At 60.8% G+C, this 18,961-nt stretch carries 17 protein-coding genes and 2 pseudogenes; 10 read left to right on the forward strand and 9 right to left on the reverse strand.

The genetic code is table 11. The features are described from left to right. The 4 genes from ABID58_RS15005 (at position 1) to ABID58_RS15020 (ending at position 3,598) form a co-directional block, all read left to right on the forward strand. Positions 1 to 426 carry a DoxX family protein gene (locus ABID58_RS15005; RefSeq protein ID WP_354033196.1) on the forward strand — a complete coding sequence of 142 codons (426 nt, stop codon included), beginning with the start codon at positions 1 to 3 and terminating at the stop codon, positions 424 to 426. Between the two features lie 50 nt (positions 427 to 476). After that, entirely contained in the window at positions 477 to 1,370 is an 894-nt protein-coding gene (locus tag ABID58_RS15010) for a glyoxalase (RefSeq protein ID WP_354033218.1), read from the forward strand. Positions 1,371 to 1,532: 162 nt separating this feature from the next. Then, the gene (locus ABID58_RS15015) at positions 1,533 to 2,891 is read left to right on the forward strand and encodes an alginate export family protein (protein WP_354033197.1); all 1,359 of its coding nucleotides are present in this window, start codon (positions 1,533 to 1,535) and stop codon (positions 2,889 to 2,891) included. 26 nt (positions 2,892 to 2,917) lie between these two features. Beyond that, positions 2,918 to 3,598, forward strand: coding sequence for a YoaK family protein (locus ABID58_RS15020; RefSeq protein WP_354033198.1), 681 nt, complete (start codon positions 2,918 to 2,920; stop codon positions 3,596 to 3,598). A gap of 60 nt (positions 3,599 to 3,658) precedes the next feature. Here ABID58_RS15020 and ABID58_RS15025 read toward each other — a convergent pair whose 3' ends face one another. Next, positions 3,659 to 4,624, reverse strand: coding sequence for a helix-turn-helix domain-containing protein (locus ABID58_RS15025; protein WP_354033199.1), 966 nt, complete (start codon positions 4,622 to 4,624; stop codon positions 3,659 to 3,661). 227 nt (positions 4,625 to 4,851) lie between these two features. On the opposite strand from ABID58_RS15025, the pseudogene ABID58_RS15030 reads away from it, so the two are divergent. Both ABID58_RS15030 and ABID58_RS15035 read left to right on the forward strand, forming a co-directional pair. Continuing rightward, a pseudogene (locus ABID58_RS15030) lies at positions 4,852 to 5,178 on the forward strand (LysR substrate-binding domain-containing protein); the annotation flags it as partial. A gap of 21 nt (positions 5,179 to 5,199) precedes the next feature. Further along, positions 5,200 to 6,837, forward strand: coding sequence for an MFS transporter (locus tag ABID58_RS15035; RefSeq protein WP_354033200.1), 1,638 nt, complete (start codon positions 5,200 to 5,202; stop codon positions 6,835 to 6,837). A 383-nt stretch (positions 6,838 to 7,220) separates the two neighbouring features. Here ABID58_RS15035 and ABID58_RS15040 read toward each other — a convergent pair whose 3' ends face one another. Next, positions 7,221 to 7,529 carry a glycosyltransferase family 9 protein gene (locus tag ABID58_RS15040; protein WP_354033201.1) on the reverse strand — a complete coding sequence of 103 codons (309 nt, stop codon included), beginning with the start codon at positions 7,527 to 7,529 and terminating at the stop codon, positions 7,221 to 7,223. Positions 7,530 to 8,772: 1,243 nt separating this feature from the next. Between ABID58_RS15040 and ABID58_RS15045 the strand changes: the two genes are divergently transcribed. The 4 genes from ABID58_RS15045 (at position 8,773) to ABID58_RS15060 (ending at position 11,632) form a co-directional block, all read left to right on the forward strand. After that, positions 8,773 to 8,961: a hypothetical protein gene (locus tag ABID58_RS15045; RefSeq protein ID WP_354033202.1), complete on the forward strand. Its 189-nt coding sequence runs from the start codon at positions 8,773 to 8,775 to the stop codon at positions 8,959 to 8,961. 231 nt (positions 8,962 to 9,192) lie between these two features. After that, a complete protein-coding gene (locus ABID58_RS15050; protein ID WP_354033203.1) occupies positions 9,193 to 9,873 on the forward strand; it encodes a LuxR family transcriptional regulator in 681 nt (226 codons plus the stop codon). An 87-nt stretch (positions 9,874 to 9,960) separates the two neighbouring features. Next, a complete protein-coding gene (locus ABID58_RS15055) occupies positions 9,961 to 10,593 on the forward strand; it encodes an acyl-homoserine-lactone synthase (protein ID WP_354033204.1) in 633 nt (210 codons plus the stop codon). A gap of 100 nt (positions 10,594 to 10,693) precedes the next feature. Continuing rightward, positions 10,694 to 11,632 carry a LysR family transcriptional regulator gene (locus tag ABID58_RS15060; RefSeq protein WP_354033205.1) on the forward strand — a complete coding sequence of 313 codons (939 nt, stop codon included), beginning with the start codon at positions 10,694 to 10,696 and terminating at the stop codon, positions 11,630 to 11,632. Here ABID58_RS15060 and ABID58_RS15065 read toward each other — a convergent pair. The 7 genes and pseudogenes from ABID58_RS15065 to ABID58_RS15095 all read right to left on the reverse strand — a co-directional run. Further along, positions 11,605 to 11,847, reverse strand: a complete 243-nt coding sequence (locus tag ABID58_RS15065; RefSeq protein WP_354033206.1) for a DUF2274 domain-containing protein — start codon at positions 11,845 to 11,847, stop codon at positions 11,605 to 11,607. The two genes, ABID58_RS15060 and ABID58_RS15065, sit on opposite strands and share 28 nt — an antisense overlap. A gap of 9 nt (positions 11,848 to 11,856) precedes the next feature. Continuing rightward, positions 11,857 to 13,071 carry a TraB/TrbI/VirB10 family type IV secretion system protein gene (locus tag ABID58_RS15070; RefSeq protein WP_354033207.1) on the reverse strand — a complete coding sequence of 405 codons (1,215 nt, stop codon included), beginning with the start codon at positions 13,069 to 13,071 and terminating at the stop codon, positions 11,857 to 11,859. Next, entirely contained in the window at positions 13,068 to 14,012 is a 945-nt protein-coding gene (gene trbG, locus ABID58_RS15075; protein ID WP_354033208.1) for a P-type conjugative transfer protein TrbG, read from the reverse strand. The genes ABID58_RS15070 and trbG overlap by 4 nt, the downstream gene beginning before the upstream one ends. Before the next feature lie 86 nt (positions 14,013 to 14,098). Then, positions 14,099 to 14,782: a conjugal transfer protein TrbF gene (trbF, locus tag ABID58_RS15080; protein ID WP_354033209.1), complete on the reverse strand. Its 684-nt coding sequence runs from the start codon at positions 14,780 to 14,782 to the stop codon at positions 14,099 to 14,101. Between the two features lie 59 nt (positions 14,783 to 14,841). Beyond that, positions 14,842 to 16,125 (reverse strand): annotated as a pseudogene (locus ABID58_RS15085) (methylase); the annotation flags it as partial. Positions 16,126 to 16,309: 184 nt separating this feature from the next. Next, positions 16,310 to 18,424, reverse strand: coding sequence for a ParB/RepB/Spo0J family partition protein (locus ABID58_RS15090; protein ID WP_354033210.1), 2,115 nt, complete (start codon positions 18,422 to 18,424; stop codon positions 16,310 to 16,312). A 103-nt stretch (positions 18,425 to 18,527) separates the two neighbouring features. After that, a partial coding sequence (locus ABID58_RS15095) for a zincin-like metallopeptidase domain-containing protein (RefSeq protein WP_354033211.1) occupies positions 18,528 to 18,961 on the reverse strand: 434 nt, incomplete at its 5' end.

Genomic DNA, 18,961 nt, shown 5'->3' on the forward strand with positions numbered 1-18,961 from the left:
ATGGGCCGTGTCGGGGACACCCCGGGTTGGGTACGCACCATCCTGGGCTCGCCCTGGATGTGGCCTGCTGCTCGGGCGGCACTGGTTTCGGCTTTCTTGATCGGGGGCCTGACGAAGCTCTCCGACTTCAGCGCGGCCATCGCCGAACAGGAGCATTTCGGACTGCACCCAGGCTGGGCCTGGGCGGCGCTCGCGATCATTGTTGAACTGGGCGGTTCGGCCCTCGTGATGCTTGGGCGACTGGTCTGGCTGGGCGCCGGAGGCCTCGGCGTCCTAACCGCTGTCGCCATGCTGACCGCAAATGACTTCTGGCACCTGACCGGGAACGATCGTTTCATGGCGTTGAACGCGTTCTTCGAACACCTCGGGCTCATAGCCGGCCTCGTCGTCGTCTCGATCCACGCGGCGGGAGGCGAACGCACATGATCGAGCCCGCCGCTCACCGCTTCTTGTCGCCACCGTTAAGGAATCCGCAAATGGTCCGCCTTCGCTCACTCATCGCTGCCGTTGCCATCGCCACCCTGGCCGCCAATTCCGTCGCCGGCGCGCGCGAGGCCGCGCCCCTGGTCGGAGTCGGGCCGCAATACGACACGACGCACGTCTACGTCGCGCCAGACGATGTCGATAAATTCATTGCGAGTTTCAGCGCAACGTTCGGTGGTCAAAGCACCAAACAGGTGGTCGTTACGGTCACTCCGACACCGAGCAGCACGACGTCGCAACTGATCCAGACGCCGGTCGGCACCGTCTCGCTGTTCGGCTTCAAAACCCCGATCCCTTATCCGTTCGGCGCGGAACGGACGGGATACCTCGTCGCCGACATGGACGCCGCCATCAAAGCTGCGCGCGCTGCGGGCGCCGACATCATCGTCGCACCATTCCCCGATCCGATCGGTCGCGATGCCGTGATCCAGTGGCCGGGCGGCGTCAACATGCAGATTTACTGGCATACGACCAAACCCAACTACGCGGCGTTCCAGACCGTGCCGGAAAACCGCGTCTATGTCTCGCCCGACCGGGCGGACGCCTTCGTCAGGAGCTTTGTGCGCTTTTCCCGAGGAAAGATCGTATCTGATAACGGGCGCGCCCCCGGCGTGGAGATCGGCCGCGCCGACGGCACCTATCGTCGCATAAGGATTGAATCCGTGTTCGGTAAGATGACCGTGCTGGTGACCGACGGGCATCTCCCCTACCCCTATGGGCACGAAATGACGGGGTATGAGGTGCCCAACCTCGCCGAAACGCTCGGCAAGGCAAAGGCCGTGGGTGTCACCGTCCTGGTCGACGCCTTCAATTCGGACCACCGTGATATCGCACTGGTGCAGTTTCCGGGCGGCTATGTCGCCGAACTGCATGCAGCGTCGAAATGAGCCGAGTGCTGTGGCTTCCCGGCTCTCGCAGAGCGTCCTAATTTGGCGTTAGGCTCGACAGGCTTCTGTTCCCGGCATCCGATGACCCGTGTTGAGCCGCAATCGAAACCTCCGACCTACCGTCCCCGAACCGTTTTCCGGACGGTGCTGACGATTGGTTGCATGGTGTCGATGTCGGCGGTAGCCCGGGCCGACGATGCCGCGCCGCAGCGGCCCGCCATCAAGACCAATCGCTGGCAGGAGGATTGGTCGGTGCTGGCAAATCCGGCACTTCGGACCGAGCCCTACGATGCCATCAAGTACATTCCCATCATGCCTTGGGATCCGAAGAGCTACATGTCGTTCGGCGCGACGCTGCGGGAGCGGTTCGAAAGCGTCAACGCCGCCGGCTTCGGCGTAGGTGGCACGAAGAGCGACAACTACGTCATCCAGCGTCTTCAGTTTCACGCCGATGTCCATTTCGACGAGCACTGGCAACTGTTCCTGCAGTTCGAGGACGATCGCGCCTTCGGCAAGAACGTCACCACGCCCGTCGACCAGGACCCCCTCGACCTGCGGCTCGGATTTCTCGCCTACGTCAACGCGACCGAGGCTGGGACCTTCAAGACGCGGGTTGGACGGCAGGACTTCGACTTCGACCTGCAGCGTTTCGTCTCGTCCCGCGACGGTCCCAACGTGCGGCAGTCGTTCGATGCCGTGTGGGGCGACTGGGAGAGCGGCCCCTGGCGCTTCATTGGGTTCCTGAGCCAGCCGGTGCAGTACGATCTCCAACATCCGTTCGACGACACCTCGAACAGCCACTTCCGGTTTCACACGCTACGCGTCGAGCGTCAGGTGCTCGGGACGAACGAACTATCCGCCTACTACTCCTTCTATCAGAAGGACAACGCAAAATACCTCGACGCCAGCGGCGACGAAAAGCGCAACGTGTTTGATGTTCGGTTCGCGGGGAATCTCAACCATGTCGATTGGGATCTCGAGGCGATGGGCCAGACAGGCGTAATCGGCGGCAAAGATATCCGCGCCTGGGCGGTCGGAGCGCGCACGGGCTACACGTTCGCTCAATTCGTGTGGCAGCCGCGGCTTGGACTGCAAATAGATGCCGCCTCGGGAGACCATCATCCCGCCGACAACGTTTTGGGGACCTTCAATCCACTGTTTCCGAATGGTTACTACTTCACGCTGGCTGGGTTCACAGGCTACGTCAATCTCTTCCACGTCAAGCCATCCTTGACTGTAAAGCCCGCGACCAACCTGTCGGTCATGGGCGCGCTAGGCTTCCAGTGGCGCGAGACCACGGCGGATGCGATCTACGTGCAGCCCAACATCCCGGTCGCCGGTACGGCCGGCAAGGGCAGTGCCTGGTCGGGCGCCTACGGGCAGTTGCGCGTGGACTATCGCTTCAATGCCAATCTGACCGGCGCTCTGGAAGCGGTGCACTACAAGATCGGAAACACGATCCGCGAGGCGGGAGGTCACGACAGCGACTACGTCGGGGTCGAACTGAAGTATGCCCTGTAACTGACGTTCCGCGAGAAGGTTCGATCATGCCTGCCGCAAACTCAAGGCCGACGCTCCCGCTGCTGCTGAGCCTCAACGCCGGCTTCGTCGACACCGCCGGTTTCCTTGCTCTGCAAGGATTGTTCACAGCCCACGTCACCGGAAACTTCGTCACCCTCGGCGCCTCGCTGGTGTTTGGGACGTCGGGCGCGGTGGCGAAACTCCTGGCGCTTCCGGTGTTCTGCTTGGTCGTGATCCTGACGCGCCTCTTAAGTTCGGCGCTCTTGCGGTTGAACCGCCCTGCGCTGACGATCATTCTCGGCCTGAAGGTCGTCTTCCTCGTTGCCGGCGCGGTACTGGCGATCCGCCTCGGACCGTTCGTCGACGGCGACGCCTGGAAGGCGGTCGTCACCGGCATGGTCCTGGTGGCTGCCATGGCGATCCAGAACGCCGCCCACCGAATTCATCTCGGGACAGTGCCGCCCTCGACATTGATGACGGGAACGACGACGCAGATCATGATCGATCTCGCTGATATGGTGCACGCACCAACAGCGGAAAATGTGTCCGCTCCCAGCCCGCGCCTGCTGGCTATGTCGACCAACATAGCCGTCTTCGCGGCGGGCTGCGCCACCGCCGCCCTGCTGTATGCGCATGTCGGCGTCTGGTGCTTTGTTGTGCCGCCGGTTCTCGGAATGGTCACTCCATTTCTTCGTGCGCCAGGCTGAAAGGGTCCGTGACGATGCCTGAGCGCCATCGCACCCAGCGCGGCGAGAGGTCCGGTGCTGCTATTGCGGTCCGTCAGGCCAACCTTGTTTGCCGCTCGACGTCACGCATCCGATCGTTGTTCGGCCCTTGTGTTCCCTGCGCCAGGCCGACGGTGGCATGCCCACCAACCGGGTGAACACCCGCGTCAGATGGCTCTGATCGGCAAATCCGCAATCGACGGCGATCTCGGCGGTCGCCATCGAAGATCCGAGCAACAGCGTCTTCGCCTGTTCGATCCTGCGCAGCTGCAACCACTTGTGTGGCGTCATGCCGGTGGTCATACGAAACGACCGGATGAAGTGATTGCGTGAGAGTCCGCACGCCTTGGCGACGTCAGCCACCAGGATGTCGCCGCTGAGGTTGCTCGCCAGATACTCCTTGGCGCGCTGATTTTGAATCAGGGAGAGTCCTCGAGGCCGGGCGGTTTCGCGTTGGACGACCCCTCCGTAACGCTTACTGAGATGGGCAACGAGCGCCAGTGTAACATGATCGACGAACAGAGAAGACGCTTCCGCTGGGCGCTCCAGGGCCGGCAGCAGGACGGCTCCGAGATGGGCGACGACAGGATCGACCAAGCCGGGCTTGCAGTGCAGGTCGACGACCGGTGGATTGCCAGCTTCGTCGGTGAAATCGTTGAGGACGCTTCTAGGAATGTAGAACGATAGCGCCTCGTGCGGGCTCCCGACGTACGACGCGAATTCGGCGCCAAGGTTCACGATCCTGAGCGAATTGGCGGCGTAACCCTGCGAGATTACGGGGCGTCCGCTGCTCCACAATTCGTGGTAAGCGACTTCGGTCAGGTGAAGCGCGGCAATGAACGTGTCCTCGGCCGGAATTGTCGCTTTCATGCCGATATGCTCCGGACCACAGATGATCCTGGTGATTCCGATCTGAGCCTTGGGCAACGAACGTGTAATCAGCGCCGGCGAGCCGTCCAAGCCGTGGCTGTGAGCCACAGCGTCTCCGTAAGTCCGGTGTTCGTCCATCGAATGAGATCCTGTCCGGTCGAGAAGTTCGAAGAAATCATCGGGTTGGGCTCTATGACCTCCAATATCGCGACGCTATGATTTGAGAACAATACGTGATTTTATAACCATCATGTCCACGATTTGGAGACAATGAAGCGCAAATGGACAAGGTTGCCAGCCTCCGGGCGTTCGTGAAGGTCATTGAGACAGGCAGCCTCGCCTGAAGCTGGCCGTCAGCTCCGCCTCTCCCGTACGGCTTCCTGCTGACCGGCAATCAATGGAAGCTGACGGGTGCCGACGGCGATCACTAGATCCAGCCGACTTGGTCGCTGTGCGTAAACAATGCCGAGGTGCTGCGCGACGCCGCAATCCGCGGGTGCGGCGTCGCGCTGATTCCGACCTTTATCGCAGGCGAAGCCCTCGATAAGGGGGCGCTGCGGGCGGTGCTCCAGGACTATCGCACTCCTCCGTTGGCGCTATATGCGATCTATCCGCCCACGAGACATCTGTCGGTCAGGGTGCGACTGTTCATCGATTTTCTGGTCGAGCACTTCGGCCTGGACGCAACTTAGCAAGCCGGCAAAGTAGGACGCATGACCAATCCTGACGAGAGACCCAGTGCATCGCACGTCGAGGGGCGCGCCTCTCCCTGGGTCGCGTTTCGTCATCGGGCGTTCACGGTGGTCTGGATCGCGACCGTCGTCGCCAATGTCGGCACTTGGATGTACAACGCCGCGTCCGGATGGCTAATGACGAGCCTCAATCCCGATCCGCTGACGGTCTCTTTGGTTCAGGTTGCGGGCAGCCTTCCAATGTTCCTATTCGCGCTCCCCGCCGGGGCCCTGGCGGATACCGTCGACAAGCGCCGCTTCCTGATCGGTGCGGAGATTGTCCTCACCGTCGTCGCGGCAGCGAGCGCGGTGCTGGTCTGGCTCAACCTCGTCACCCCGTCCATCCTGTTGCTGTTCACGTTCCTGCTGGGCGCCGGCGCGGCATTCACAGCACCGGCATGGCAGTCCGTCGTGCCTCAGCTTGTCCCGAAGCACGACTTGGCCGCGGCGGTGGCGAGCAACGGCGTCGGCGTCAACATCAGCAGGGCGATCGGACCTGCGCTGGGTGGCGTGATCATCGGCGGTTGGGGCATCGCGGCACCGTTCTGGATCAACGCCTTGAGCAACTTCGCCGTGATCGGGGCCCTGCTCTGGTGGCGGCCGCCGGCATCGCCAGGGAGCGGGCTTCCGCCGGAGCGCCTGACCGGTGCCCTGGTGATCGGCTTCCGGCATGCGCGATACAATGCGAATTTGCGCGCAACGCTCATAAGAGCGGTAGCGTTCTTCTTCTTCGCAAGTGCTTACTGGGCGCTGCTCCCGCTGGTCGCACGCAATCAGATCGCGGGTGGCCCAGAGCTCTACGGCATTTTGCTGGGAGCGATCGGCATCGGCGCCGTCCTCGGCGCTTTCACGCTGCCCTCCATGAAGGTGGCTCTCGGATCCGACAAGCTTGTTGCGGCCGGCACGCTCGGCACGGCGCTCAGTCTGGTCCTGCTGGGCATCGCCCGTCATTCAACGATCGGCATTGCGGCCTGCGCGGTCGCGGGCGTTTCATGGATCGCAGTGCTCGCCAGCCTCAACGTCTCGGTTCAGATGTCCCTGCCGGATTGGGTGCGCGGCCGTGGCCTGGCCATGTTCGTCACCGTGTTCTTTGGCGCGATGACGGCCGGCAGCGCGCTTTGGGGGCAGCTTGCCTCGGCGCTTGGGTTGCCGGCAGCCCACTTCATCGCGGCCGCCGGCGCCGTCGTCGGCATCGCGGCGACCTGGCACTGGAAGCTACTGTCCGGTGCGGGAGTGGACCTCGCGCCCTCCATGCATTGGCCGGCGCCGGTCTTGGCGATCGACGCCGATGCCGACCGCGGTCCGGTGTTGGTAACGGTCGAGTACCGAGTCGCCCCCGAGAAGCGTGCCGCGTTTCTGGTCGCCGTCAGAGATTTGGGCCAACTGCGCCGCCGGGACGGCGCCTACACGTGGGACGTCTACGAGGACGCCGCCGAAAACGGACGTTTCCTTGAGACCTTCATGGTCGCGTCCTGGCTTGAACATCTCCGGCAGCACTATCGCGTGACCAATGCGGACAGGGTCGTTCAGGATACCATCCGTCAGTTTGGCTCCGCAGTGGAACCTAAGGTCACTCACTACATCGCCGCATCCTTTGGATCGTCTAACGAACCGCACTAGCCCGGGCTTGGCCGTCCACTGTTCTATGATCTCGTCCGCACCTGCCAGCAAAGTTGCCGGTACGGTGAGACCGAGCGCTGCCGACTGCAACGAGATCAGTTCGGTCTGCTCACGTTGGTTGTCCCTAGATTTTCTTTGATCTCTCGGTGCACGCATCGTGCACACGCGGCATTCTAACATACTGAAGAACTTAAACTCCCGCTCCAATCCATCATGGGGAAGTTCGAGGTAGTTGCATCTAGGCTGGGACAGCCAAATCCAAGATATGGTGACAAAGAAAAGCTGAACGATCTCCGTCTGATTCTCGGCCAGCTTCATCAGCTCGGACGAAACAGCGTCAAACACATAGTCCCAGTCACCCTCAGCGCGCGGACGAAGCAATCTCATGGTCGCATGCCAGGGATTATCTGCCCGATGGAACAACAAAGCCGGTGCGCATTGTGACCGAGCAGAACCCAGACAGGCTTTCCCAAGGCACCGGCCAAATGCGCAACCGAACTGTCGGTCGTGATGACGAGAACAAGCTGAGCGACGATCGCCGCTGCGTCGGCGAGGGCTTCCAACGCCGCCAAACCATCCTCGTGAGGATGAGCAAGATAGATGATCTTGCAGTCCTCCGGCGTGCACCAGGACGGCTTGTTCGGATATGCAAAGAAGCTGACAGGCGGGCTCGCGCCGATCAGGATCAGCACTCAAACACCCCCTTGCATCGACGGGTCACGGCAATCCTTCGGTCGCAGATCGCGAATGCCCGCTCTGCGCCACGAGCGGCCGTTCGCTCACCAGGCCATAGGCGAAGACTGCTCGTGACATGGCACGCGCGACCGCAGATATCGTAGTTTGGCGTACGGTGAGCGGCCCGAGACATAGGTGACAGAACGTACTGGACACATGGTGAGGAAGGACTCGAACCCCCGACCTTGTGTTGTTCTAGCGATCCGTCGCCGGCCGACCGGTAGACTCAACGTTTTCCATAGCTGCCTCTACACCGACCCGCGATTACAGGCTCGAATTCTGCCGGCGCGCTCCAAAATGGTGACCACTCTGATCGCGCAGATGTCCGATTTGTTCGCCCCCATATCCAAATCTACGACGCGCTTGTAGTCGACCTGTACCAATGGGTCTGTGCGCGGTACCTCGTTTCTGTGAAGGGTGCAGAAACTACGTTGCTGGCGCGCCATTCAGAATAAAACTGCGAACCCGTATATCATTGAAATATCTCTATAATTTTGGCGGCAGATTTTCTCTCAGCTCGCTAAGCCGCGTTGCGCCCGAGGCAGCCATTCATATGCAAGAAGGCGGTGCATTGCATCATTTAACCTTCTCCACGAAAGATCTCGTTTGGCGGGAGGCTGATGAGTCAACTGGCCACGAAGGCGTGACGTGCTTCGGAGTGGCTTGTCGGTTCGACCTCTCCCGCTGACAGCATCCACCCCGCGCTTTTAACTTCGCGAACCGCCGGTCCTAACCGCATGGCTGCAGCGGCTGCGAACCGACTAGGGCGAGCGCCGTAAACCTTCGTATCGGTCCGCGACCCCTTTTGATGCCCGACGTTTACCAACGTTCAGTTGAACCGCTGATCGCGATCGTCTTAGCTAGGGTGTGCGGTAGCACTCCCGCTATCGCTGCCCTCCTTGGGCGTTTCCTCCCTAGACTTGGGCCGCTTGTGGCAACGCAGGCGGCCTTTCTTTCTAGCGCTGGCGGTGTCTCTTTGAAGTCCACGGCCCGCGAGGCCTCGCTAACTCAATGCTGCCGTATCGATGGCGCGGCGAATCACGTTGTGCATCCTTGAGCGCTAAGTTGCTCTGCCCAACACGCGAGGTCGTTCGTATTCAACCTAACAGTCAGCATTGAACTATTTCCAGATTGTTAGTTGAGAATCTGGTGAGCCGTTGCTAACAGCGACTGCTCTCCAAACACTTAGGAGTTAAGACCTTGAAAGCTGCCAAAGCCAAGAAGAGGGCCCCGCGTCGTGAGTGGACTGCGGCGGATTTGAGAGCCCTCAAGAAGCACTCAAAGGCCCGCACACCAATCGAGAAAATTTCGAAGGCGATGAAGCGCACTATTGGCGCGCTGCGCGTAAAGGCGTCGCAGCTCGGAGTGGGCTTAGGTCATCAGCGCTGAAATGTCCTGTGAAGTCGCGCGCCGCGGCAAGTGACGCGCGCCTTCTCTCACCGTAGCAGCCCAAACCATAGCGGCGGCTGCTCTGTCGGGAGCTGATCGCGCTGCCGTCTTCTAAGGCAATCGTGAACGTAGTCTGTCACGCACCCGCGAGGTGCTATCTTTGGCCGTGTACTGATAAATCAGGTGGTGTGACACTCTGAAGTTGATGTACGTTTTGCCGCTAAAAGCGACGTGGTTGAAGGCTTTTCCAAAGCAATCGCTACGGCAGCAGCCGCGATGGATTTGTCCTGCTTTGCATATCTTGCGCTGCCACTTCGGCAAGGCAAAGAACCTCTTGTAATTTCCACATATCCTACTGATTGGGTTAAGCACTATTTATGCCGCCATTACGACCGCCTTGATCCGGTCGTTATGCAAGCGCTCCAAGATCCAGAGCCCTTCCGGTGGGGCTTGGGGTTAGCCGCGAGACACCTCTCTTCGGCGCAGCACAAGCTACTTTCTGAAGCTTCCGGGTTTGGAATTCGATTTGGCTTTACAGTTCCTATTCACGATGGTCACGGTCCCATCGCTGCATTGACCTTCTCCACAGACGAAAAGCGGCCGCAGTTCGAAAGCTGCATCAATTCGCACGCGCGCGTCCTTCAACTCATGGCAATGTACTTCCATGCGCACGTTCGACGTAAGCTTTCGGGCGATCGGAGGCTCGGTGAGGTGCTCCTTTCTCCTCGCGAATTCGAATGCTTGAGTTGGGCTGCAGAAGGCAAGAGTTTTTGGGAAATCGGACACATCCTTGGCATCTCACGTCATACCGTGGCCTCATATCTTGATAGTGCGAAGGAAAAGCTGGGAGTGCGTACGATCGTGCAAGCGGCGACACGCATGGCGGCTGCAAAAGGAAATTCGCACAATTAAGGCGCGCATCCCCCGTAGGTAAGGGTGATGCCTCCGATCACGAAACGAGCTTCCATGAGGCACGACAAATGCTGCTAGGAGGCAATCATGATTCAGCTCATCACAGAGCGGCGCTACGGCAATTTTGCGGAAATTCTTATCGCAATGCACCAACTCCGCTATCGAGTTTTCAAAGAGCGGTTGGACTGGGAAGTCCACACCAGCGGAGATATGGAAGTTGACAGCTTCGACGCCCTCCATCCTGCGTATCTTGTGCAGCTAGCAACCGACGGCCGGCTACAGGGCTGCGTTAGACTACTTCCATCTGTCGGGCCTACTATGCTGAGTGAACTTTTTCCTGTGCTTCTAGCTGGTCAAAGTGCACCATCAAAACGCTCAATATGGGAAAGCAGTCGATTCGCACTGGACGTGGCTACAGATGCTCCTAAGGGGAAGCACGCTATAGCTTGCGCAACATATGAAATGTTCGCTGGCATGATCGAGTTCGGCCTCTCGCGACGACTTACTGATATCGTCACAGTAACCGACGCTCGAATGGAGCGAATCCTGCGCCGGGCCGGCTGGCCCTTACGACGCCTAGGCAACCCCTGCAATCTTGGAAATACGTTGGCGGTTGCAGGCTATCTCGAGATATCCACTGAGGTGCTGACTAGGATTCGTAATGCGGGCGGTTTCGCCGGACCCGTTCTTTGGGAGCCGGTCGTTCTCGCTGTCGCCTGACGTCATTATCATAAGACGAACAGTTCTGTTAGCTCCTAAGCGACATCGCTGCCCCGTAGCGTATGCGGCTGTCTGCTTCGGGGCTGTGAGAAACGAGAAAATGAATAAGCTACGCATGTCCCGAGTGCTCGCTGTTGACCTGCAGCAGCTGCAGTTTGCGATCGCAGCCGCTAACCATGGGAGTATTCGGCAAGCCGCCGAGTTGCTCTCTATTCAACACTCGATCCTGAGTCGATCTATTCGTCAGTTTGAGCACCGGATCGGTGTCACCGTATTCGAACGTTCAGGCGGAGGAGTAAAGCCAACGCCGGCTGGGCGAAGCGTCCTGAGGATGGCCGGGTTAATTTTGGAGCAAGTCGACATACTAGTGGCAACAGCGAGATCGAATGGCCGAGGGGAAGCTGGCCGTCTTTCGATCGGCTTTTGCACCTCCATTTCCGCGGGGAACCTGCGAGCGACGCTGATGGAATTCAGGAGCCGGTTTCCTCGGATAGAACTCGCAACGATTGAGCGGTCGCGAACACGTCTGGCAACGGCACTGCGAAACGGCACGGTCGATATTCTGATCGTAACTGGGGAGGTGCCGCTGACGGACAACAACGTTCGTCCTCTCTGGAGTGAGCGGATCTTGGTCTCTCTGGCGGATACCCATCCATTGGCCGAGCGCAACGTAATCTACTGGACGGACCTTCGGAACGAGACCGTTCTATTGAGCCAGCACGATCCCGGACGAGAGTTCGAGGATCTCCTGGTATCAAAGCTTGCTCCTGCTGAAGGTCGCCCCAGGATCGAGCGGCATGACGTCAATCGAGGCATTATTAAGAGTCTTGTCAGCATGAATCTTGGAATCAGCTTGGTCCTGGAATCAGAAGTTGGCGCAAGCTTCGCTGGGCTAGTCTATCGCGAATTGCGCGACGGGACCGGAGCAACGCGCTTTGGTTTTTCGGCCCATTGGCGAGCCGACAATGAAAATCCAACTATGGAAGGCTTTCTCAAACTCTTGGCCGAACGCTATCCTTCGCTGACGTCCGGTGATTGAGTCATACGACGCCGTTTTGTAAATCCACGATCCGTAGCCATGAACCGCGCCAGCATGGGCGCGATGAGCTTACTCGGATCGATGACCGGCTGACCCGTTTCTCGGGCAAGGGCTGCCGCGTAAGCAACCAGATCTCGATGCACGTCAGCCGGCAATTCAACGGTGACCTTGACGGGCTTGTCATTTGGAAGCGCCCCGATCTTAAGCTTGGCCATCTTCGTTCCTCACCCTCTGTAAGGCTCAAGTACGAGGTCGCGATTGACGATCACGCGAACCGGAAACCCCGGCCTGATCGTTAGCGTTGGTTGGATATTGAGATTGCGTTGAACGATCTTCTGGCCAGTTTGGTTTAAGCTATCGCTCGATCCGCGGCGAAGGGCTTGGATGATGTCACCGTTGTTGCCGGTGTCGGAGCCGGCTCCCACTTCGCTGCCGACAGCCAGCAGCGTCGAAAGGGCTGCAGCCTTGAACAGCTCGCCCCAATGGTTGTCGACTTCATCTTCCAACCCTGAATATCCTGCCGCATCCGCGCCCGGCTGTCGCTCCAGGACGATCGAACGACCGTTCGGCATGATCAAGCGTGTCCAGACCAGCAGCACGCGTGACTGACCGAATGCGATCTGGCTGTCATAGGTTCCGATCAAACGAGCTCCCTGCGGGATCAGCAGTAAGCGACCGGAGGGCGTGTCAAAAACATTCTCGGTCACCTGCGCCGTGATCTGCCCGGGCAGATCTGAGCGGATCGCGGTGATGAGAGCTCCAGAAATTACCGTTCCTGCCTGAACCACATAGGGCGAAGCTGGTTTCGTGACGCGATCCGAGCTTGTGGTACGGCGATCAACTGACGCGTTGACGAAGGCAAGTTTGCGGTCCTGGCCGTTCTGCGCAAAGCCATCGTCAGTTCCCGGCATGGACGATGGGGCGGCTCGATCAAAGCTTGAGGTCTGGGCTGCAGCAGGCGTCGTCTCGCGAATATTGGTGGAGGCGAACAAACGGCTAATGCGCGCGGCTTCGATCTCCTGGTCGCGACGCTGCTGCTCCTGATCGAAGCCTGTCGCGGCTGTGGTTGGCGGCTGTCCCTGAGCGGCGAGGATTGGGCGGCCGAGATCACCAGGAAGCGGCGGCCCCAGCGAGGGCACCTGGCGCGGAACACCAGTATAGTCCCGCGGCAAACCGGCGAGGCCATCAGCGACGTTATGGTGATCGGTGCTGTAGAGTTCGTCCGGCGCGGGTCCGCGCGGGCGGTTGTTTTGGAGAGCCCAAAGCACGGCACCCCCAACAAGAACCAATGCAACGGCGGTCCCTCCCGCCAGCACCTTACGGGACAGCCGCGTGACGCGTGGATGATCTGCCCTTAACCGGAAGTCCTGCGCCAATTCTTCCGACCTGTTCGGTTCGCCGGGCTGCCCGTTACTGTCATTGCTCTGAAGTGTGCTCATGACGACGGCCTCCCGTCGGTCCGGACAATCCGGACTTTCTGCTGATGCTCGCCACCGAGCCGCAACTCCGCGGCCGCAAAGAGCCGGTCGACGATCAGGACGTTGCCATAGGCGCGGTAGTTCACAATCTCGGTCTTGCCGTCATGGCCAATGACGAAGAGAGGTGGCATCTCGCCTTGAACGATTCCTTGCGGGAACTCGATATAGACCTTGCGACCATCGTCATAAGCGGTCAGCGGCCGCCAGGGCGGGCTGTCACCCTCAATGGCATAGCGGAAACGACGCTGCGTCGGATCGGGTAGCACCGGAGCCAAGGGAACGGACCGCACCCTGCCCCGTCGGTCCTCGGGATAGTACCAGGCGACCGAAGGCATATAGGGCTTTTCACGGGCGCGTAGCTCGATCAGATAGGTGCGCCGATCGGTGTTGACGACGAGATTGGTTTCGATCGAAGCGCGCGTGGGCTTCACCAGAATATGGACGCGGCGGGTATCTCCGTTACCGCTTTCGGTATCGCCGACCACCCAACGAACGGTGTCGCCTGCTGCAACTGGACCCGATCCCGTGAGTTGTTCGCCTTCCTCAAGCGCGATATCGGTGATTTGTCCGGGCGCGGCATAAACCTGGTACAACGCACCCGGACTGTAGGCGTAGATCTGCGCAGCGTTGAAATATCCCCTCTTGCGTGGTTCGACGCGAGCCGCGCTGTTCGCCGTCTCGACCCGGCTCACCGGCTCGGTCTCCTCCTTGCTACCTGACTTTCCGCCAAGGGCCGGTTTCCACAGTGGGGGAACATGAAGCGGCCGCAGCTTGTCGTCAGCAGCTACGGGCGGTTGAGGCAATTGCGGAACATCACTGTCGTAGCTGATCTCGGGTGGCTTGAACGTGGAGCAACCACCCAAAGCCGAGGCACACACCAGCAGTGCTGAAAGTATCGCCATTCGGAGCGCCAGACCATCTGATCTGAACGAGATGGAGCGACTGGATGAAGCAACGCGCAGAGAAGTCCTATTGCGAAATAGCGTATTCACTGCCCAAGCTCCTTCGACCAGTTGATGGCGTGGACGTAGACGCCGAGGGGGTTCTTGCGCAGCCGATCGGCATCGCGCGGCGTCTCGATCACGACGCTGAGAATGGCAGTCCAGCGCTCGGTTGAACTGAGAGATCCGTTGTCGTAAGCCCGTTGGACCCACGCCACCCGAAAACTCTCCATCGACGCGCGAATAACGCTCGATACCTCGACCGAGACCTGCACCTTACCGAGCCTGGCAAAGGGATCGTTGGTTCGGGCGTAGTCATTGAGAGCGGCAGCACCACGATCGGTCGTGAAGTCGTAGGCGCGCAGCCAATTCTGACGCAGCACGATGGCATCAGCCGGCAGGCCCCGGACATCCTCGATGAATCGCGCCAGATGGTAGGCGATCTGGGGGTCGGTCGGCTGGTAGTCTGTATTGGCCGGCGCCACGCGCTGGGCCTGGCCAAGACGATCGACCTCGACCACCCAAGGCGTGATCGTGCCTTGGGTCGATTGCCAGACGAGACTGCCGGCAAGACCCGTCGACAGCGCGAGGCATCCAAATGCCATCAATCGCCAGTTTTTTGCCTGCACGCGGGCTGACCCGATACGGTCGTCCCAGACTTGTGCTGCTTTTTGATAGGGAGTGACCGGCTCGGGCGTGCGGCCGTAGTGAACAGATGGACGTTTGAACATCAGCGGCTTCCTTCAGAGAGATCGATCGATGCGCCGCCTCCACCATGGTCGCCCGAGCGAACGGCAGCCATCGCCGCAGACTGCACGAGCTTGGTCGGATGCGCGCACGATCCGGGAATGCAGATCGACTGCAATCCGTATTCCTCATAAAGCGCATCGGTCAGCCGGGCACCTTCCGGCGGGGACCATTCAACCGTCTCGTAGATCAGTTCTGCGCCTACTGGCGCGGCGTCTCTCGAAGTGGATGATATGCGTGGTGCAATGGCGCTGGCCGATCGCGACATCGCTGGCCGCCCAATACCAACGATCTCCGATGGCGCGGCGACGGGCAGCCTTGGAGGCACATGCTGGGTCACCCAACCGAGCAAGGTAGCGACATCGGCCGCCATGCCCGGCGAGGCAGGAAAAGCCGTCGGATCGGCAGCGGGCAGCTTGTCGATCACAAGCAGCCGTGTGTCGATTTGCGTTCCGTGCTTCGCGTAAACGGCGCCATCGATCGCCGCAGAGAACACCACCCGTCCGCGTTCCTGGAGGCGAACGAAGGCATCTCGCCATGCCGGGTTATCCGGCGCGATGCCTGCGCCAGCGATGGCGACGAGGCGTCCGCCGTCGCAAAGACGCGCCAGCGCCGAAGCGACGTGGCGGAGAGCCGCATCCGCCATCCGTCGATCGACATTTGCCATGGACGAGAACGGCGGGTTCATCAGGACGACGCTCGGTACGACACTCGCATCGAGGTGATCATCGATCTGGGCGCCGTCGAACCGCGTAACCTGAACGTTGGCGAAGAGATGGCGGAGCAGCTCTGAGCGGGCATCGGCCAATTCGTTCAACACCAAGGCGCCGCCGGCGAGCTCTGCAAAGACGGCGAGCAGGCCTGTCCCCGCGGATGGCTCCAGAACGCGATCGGCAGGCGTAATTCCGGCTGCGGTACATGCCGCCAGCCCGAGCGGGATCGGCGTCGAAAATTGCTGAAACGCCTGGCTGTCCTCGGACCGCCGCGTATGTGTCGGCAGAAGACCAGCTACTCGCACGATCATTGGCAGCATGGCGGCCGTCGAACCAGCCTTGGCCCGCATGGCCGGGCCGAACTTGCGAAGGAACAGAACTGTTGCCACCTCGCAGACGTCATAGGCGGTCTTCCAGTTCCAGACGCCGGCCGCGTCGGAGGCGCCGAAGGCAGCCTCCATGGCGCTACGCAGAACGGCGGCATCGATGCGACGGCCCCGTTCGAGATCGGTCAAGAGCTGTCGCGCGGCCCCGACAGCAGCGGAGGTGAGACTTGCAGCGGCACGCATCGAAAGCGGCGCGGCGGCAGCGCCACCGGTGAGAGATTCGGTCATGGCAGGATTTCTTTCGGAGAGCAGGAATGGGTCGAACCAGCAGGCGCTCTTCTCTGACCCCGACGGCTCAAACCCTTCCCGGCCCGGCTCTCCCTCTCAGCGCTCGCCATAAAAAAGGGGACCGGCGCTGTGCACCGGTCCCCGAATAATCGCAGGCTAGCCGGAGCTACCCCGCTCTATGATGTCACTCAGCCGCGTCGAGCTGTTGCGGATCTTCGTCGCCGACGGTCTGATCCTCCTCGTCGGCGAGGAATTCGGGCAGCGGGCCCCCTTCGCCCTCCTGCCCCACTGGCGCCGCATCGGGATCGACGAGACGCAGCGGGTCCGGCAACCAGCCCGAGCCATCCAGAAGACGCTCGGCCTCCTTGGCCATGTCGGCCTTCTTCAGATGGTCGATCAGTTGGACCGACGGCTCGCCCTTGGCTTCCCGCACCGCTTCTAAAATACGCGGCTTGGTGACCCGGCCGAGATAGTTGTCGACGGTCGGTCGCCAGCCAGCCTGCACCATGTCGAGCCCGACCGCGCGCACCAGCACATCAGCTTGGTCTAGACGCGTCCGGACACCCTGAGCGGAGACACGGCCTTGGTTGTAGCGGTTGGCCGGCTCATAGACGGCGTTGGCCGCAAATGATGCACAGTGGGCGAACAGCGATGCCTGTGTACCACCATCGAGAGCCGTCAGCGCATCCCAGAGATCGTTCTCGCTCTTCGGCAACCGCGCCTTCCAGGCCTCATGCCGCGCCTCGACTGCTTTGGCCGAGACGCTTTCCCTCAGCCCCGGAGCTTGGGCGGGAAAGTTCGGCGTGCGAAGGCTGATCTCAAGACAGCTCCCCGACGACGCGAACCGGTAAAAGGCCGTCAGCACGAAGTTATGCAGCACTGCCTGGAACGCAACCGCTGAATTTTCTGCCAGCGCATCGCGTAGTGCCAGCGTGCGGTGCGCCGTGAGCTCGATGATCAACCGATCCGGCAGAGGCCGGGCCGCGTCGTCATCATCTTCTTCAGCATCAGGAGCACTACCCGCAACCGCGATCACCGTACGCTGGACAGGAGTGCTAGCTTCTTGCCCTTCGATCAACGACGGTTCGGCGCCCTGCGCAACATCAGGATCAGTTGCCAGTACCTCGTCCTCTGGCCGGACGTAGCCCCGATCCACGGAAAGGCGTCCTTCGGAATCGATGCTGATGAAGACACCGGCCCGGGCGATCTCCGTCGGCTCGTAAAGCATCGGCCGGTCTTCGAACGCCGCCAGTGCCGACTCGATTTCGCCGAGACGCTCGTCGACCTCGTCGGGCAATTCGTCGGCATCCTGGTAATCGGTTTCAAGCTTGGCTTGCTCGGCCTTCAGGGCGTCGATGGTGGCCTGTTCCTCAGGCGAGAGATCGACAGGTTTGCCTTCGATTTCTCGTAGGCCTTGCGTGTGACCGTAGGAGAACTCTACGGCGACCGAGATCCACTTCCAGCCTTCGGCCGCAACCGTCTCAGCTTCGGCTTTGAGCTTTTCGGTTACGAGGCGGTCGAGCAACACGACGTCCTGAAGCCAGCCGCCGTCGTCGTGCTCGAACAGATCCCGCAGAACGCCGCCACCCGCGTGCTGATAGGCATCGAGGCCCACAAATTGGGCCCGACGATCGGACCCGCGCACGGTGTTCTCGGTGAGCAGCCGGCGGATCTGGTATGGCTCGTCATAACCGGAACGGCTGACGTTCTCCCAGACTTGCTCCTGGCGAGAGTGATCCGCAGTGACCGAGAACGCCATGAGTTGCTCGAGCGTCATGCCGTCTTCGGCATAGACCTCATGCAGCTTCGGCGACACCGACGCCAGCCGCAGCCGCTGCTTCACGATCGCCGGGTTCACGAAGTGCCGGGCGGCGATGTCTTCCTCGCTCATGCCGAGATCGCGGAGTGTCTGGAAGGCCCGAAACTGATCGAGCGGGTGCAGACCGACCCGCTCATCGTTCTCCGCCACCGAATCGTCCGCGGCGATGCCCCCTTCACGCACAACGCACGGCACCGCCTGCGTCTTTGACATGCGCTTCTGTTTCACGAGGAGCTCCAGAGCACGATAGCGCCTGCCGCCGGCCGGCACCTCGAACATGCCGGTTTCGTTGCCGGCTCCGTCGACGACGGCCCGGACACTCAGACTTTGCAGAAGCGTCCGCTGCGCGATGCTCTCGGCTAGCTGCTCGATGGAAACACCGGCCTTGACGCGGCGAACGTTCGACTGGCTGAGCACGAGCTTGTTGAAGGGAATGTCCCGGGAAGGCGACAGCGTGATCTTTTGTACGGCTTTCGTCATTTTGGCTCTCCACGACGGGCGGCCGCGAGACTCTCTCTCGGCTTCCAACCCGTCGCAAGCAGCCTCCCCTCCTCTCACTCTCGCGCGGCCACGAGGCCAAGCATCAGGCAGCCTCGTGATCGGCGACAACCGAATCCAGCGGCGCGGGCTCAATGGACCCGGGAACGAAGCCGAGCAAAAAGTCCGCGGCCTTGCTCGCCTGCGAGGCGGCACGCACTATGGCCCGATTGTCTTCGCGCAGGACTTCAAGCCATGATCCGATATAGTCGGCATGGCGCACAGTCGGGACGATCCCGAGCGACGCGCAGCTGAACGCGGAGCTCAACTCGGCGACCAGTTCTTCGAAGGCATATTTCTTCGTACCGTAGGATCCGCTCTGATCGCGATTGAGGCGCGAGGAATGCCCGGTGGCATGCGCCTTATGCCGATATCGGCATAAGGGGCATAATGCCGCGATCCAGATTATGCCGCATCTGCTCGGCTGGGCCCGGTTGGCGGCATGATCCCGCCAATCCCATTCGGCATAATCTTCGTCGC

Source organism: Bradyrhizobium sp. S3.2.6 (assembly GCF_040546885.1).
GTDB lineage: Bacteria > Pseudomonadota > Alphaproteobacteria > Rhizobiales > Xanthobacteraceae > Bradyrhizobium > Bradyrhizobium cytisi.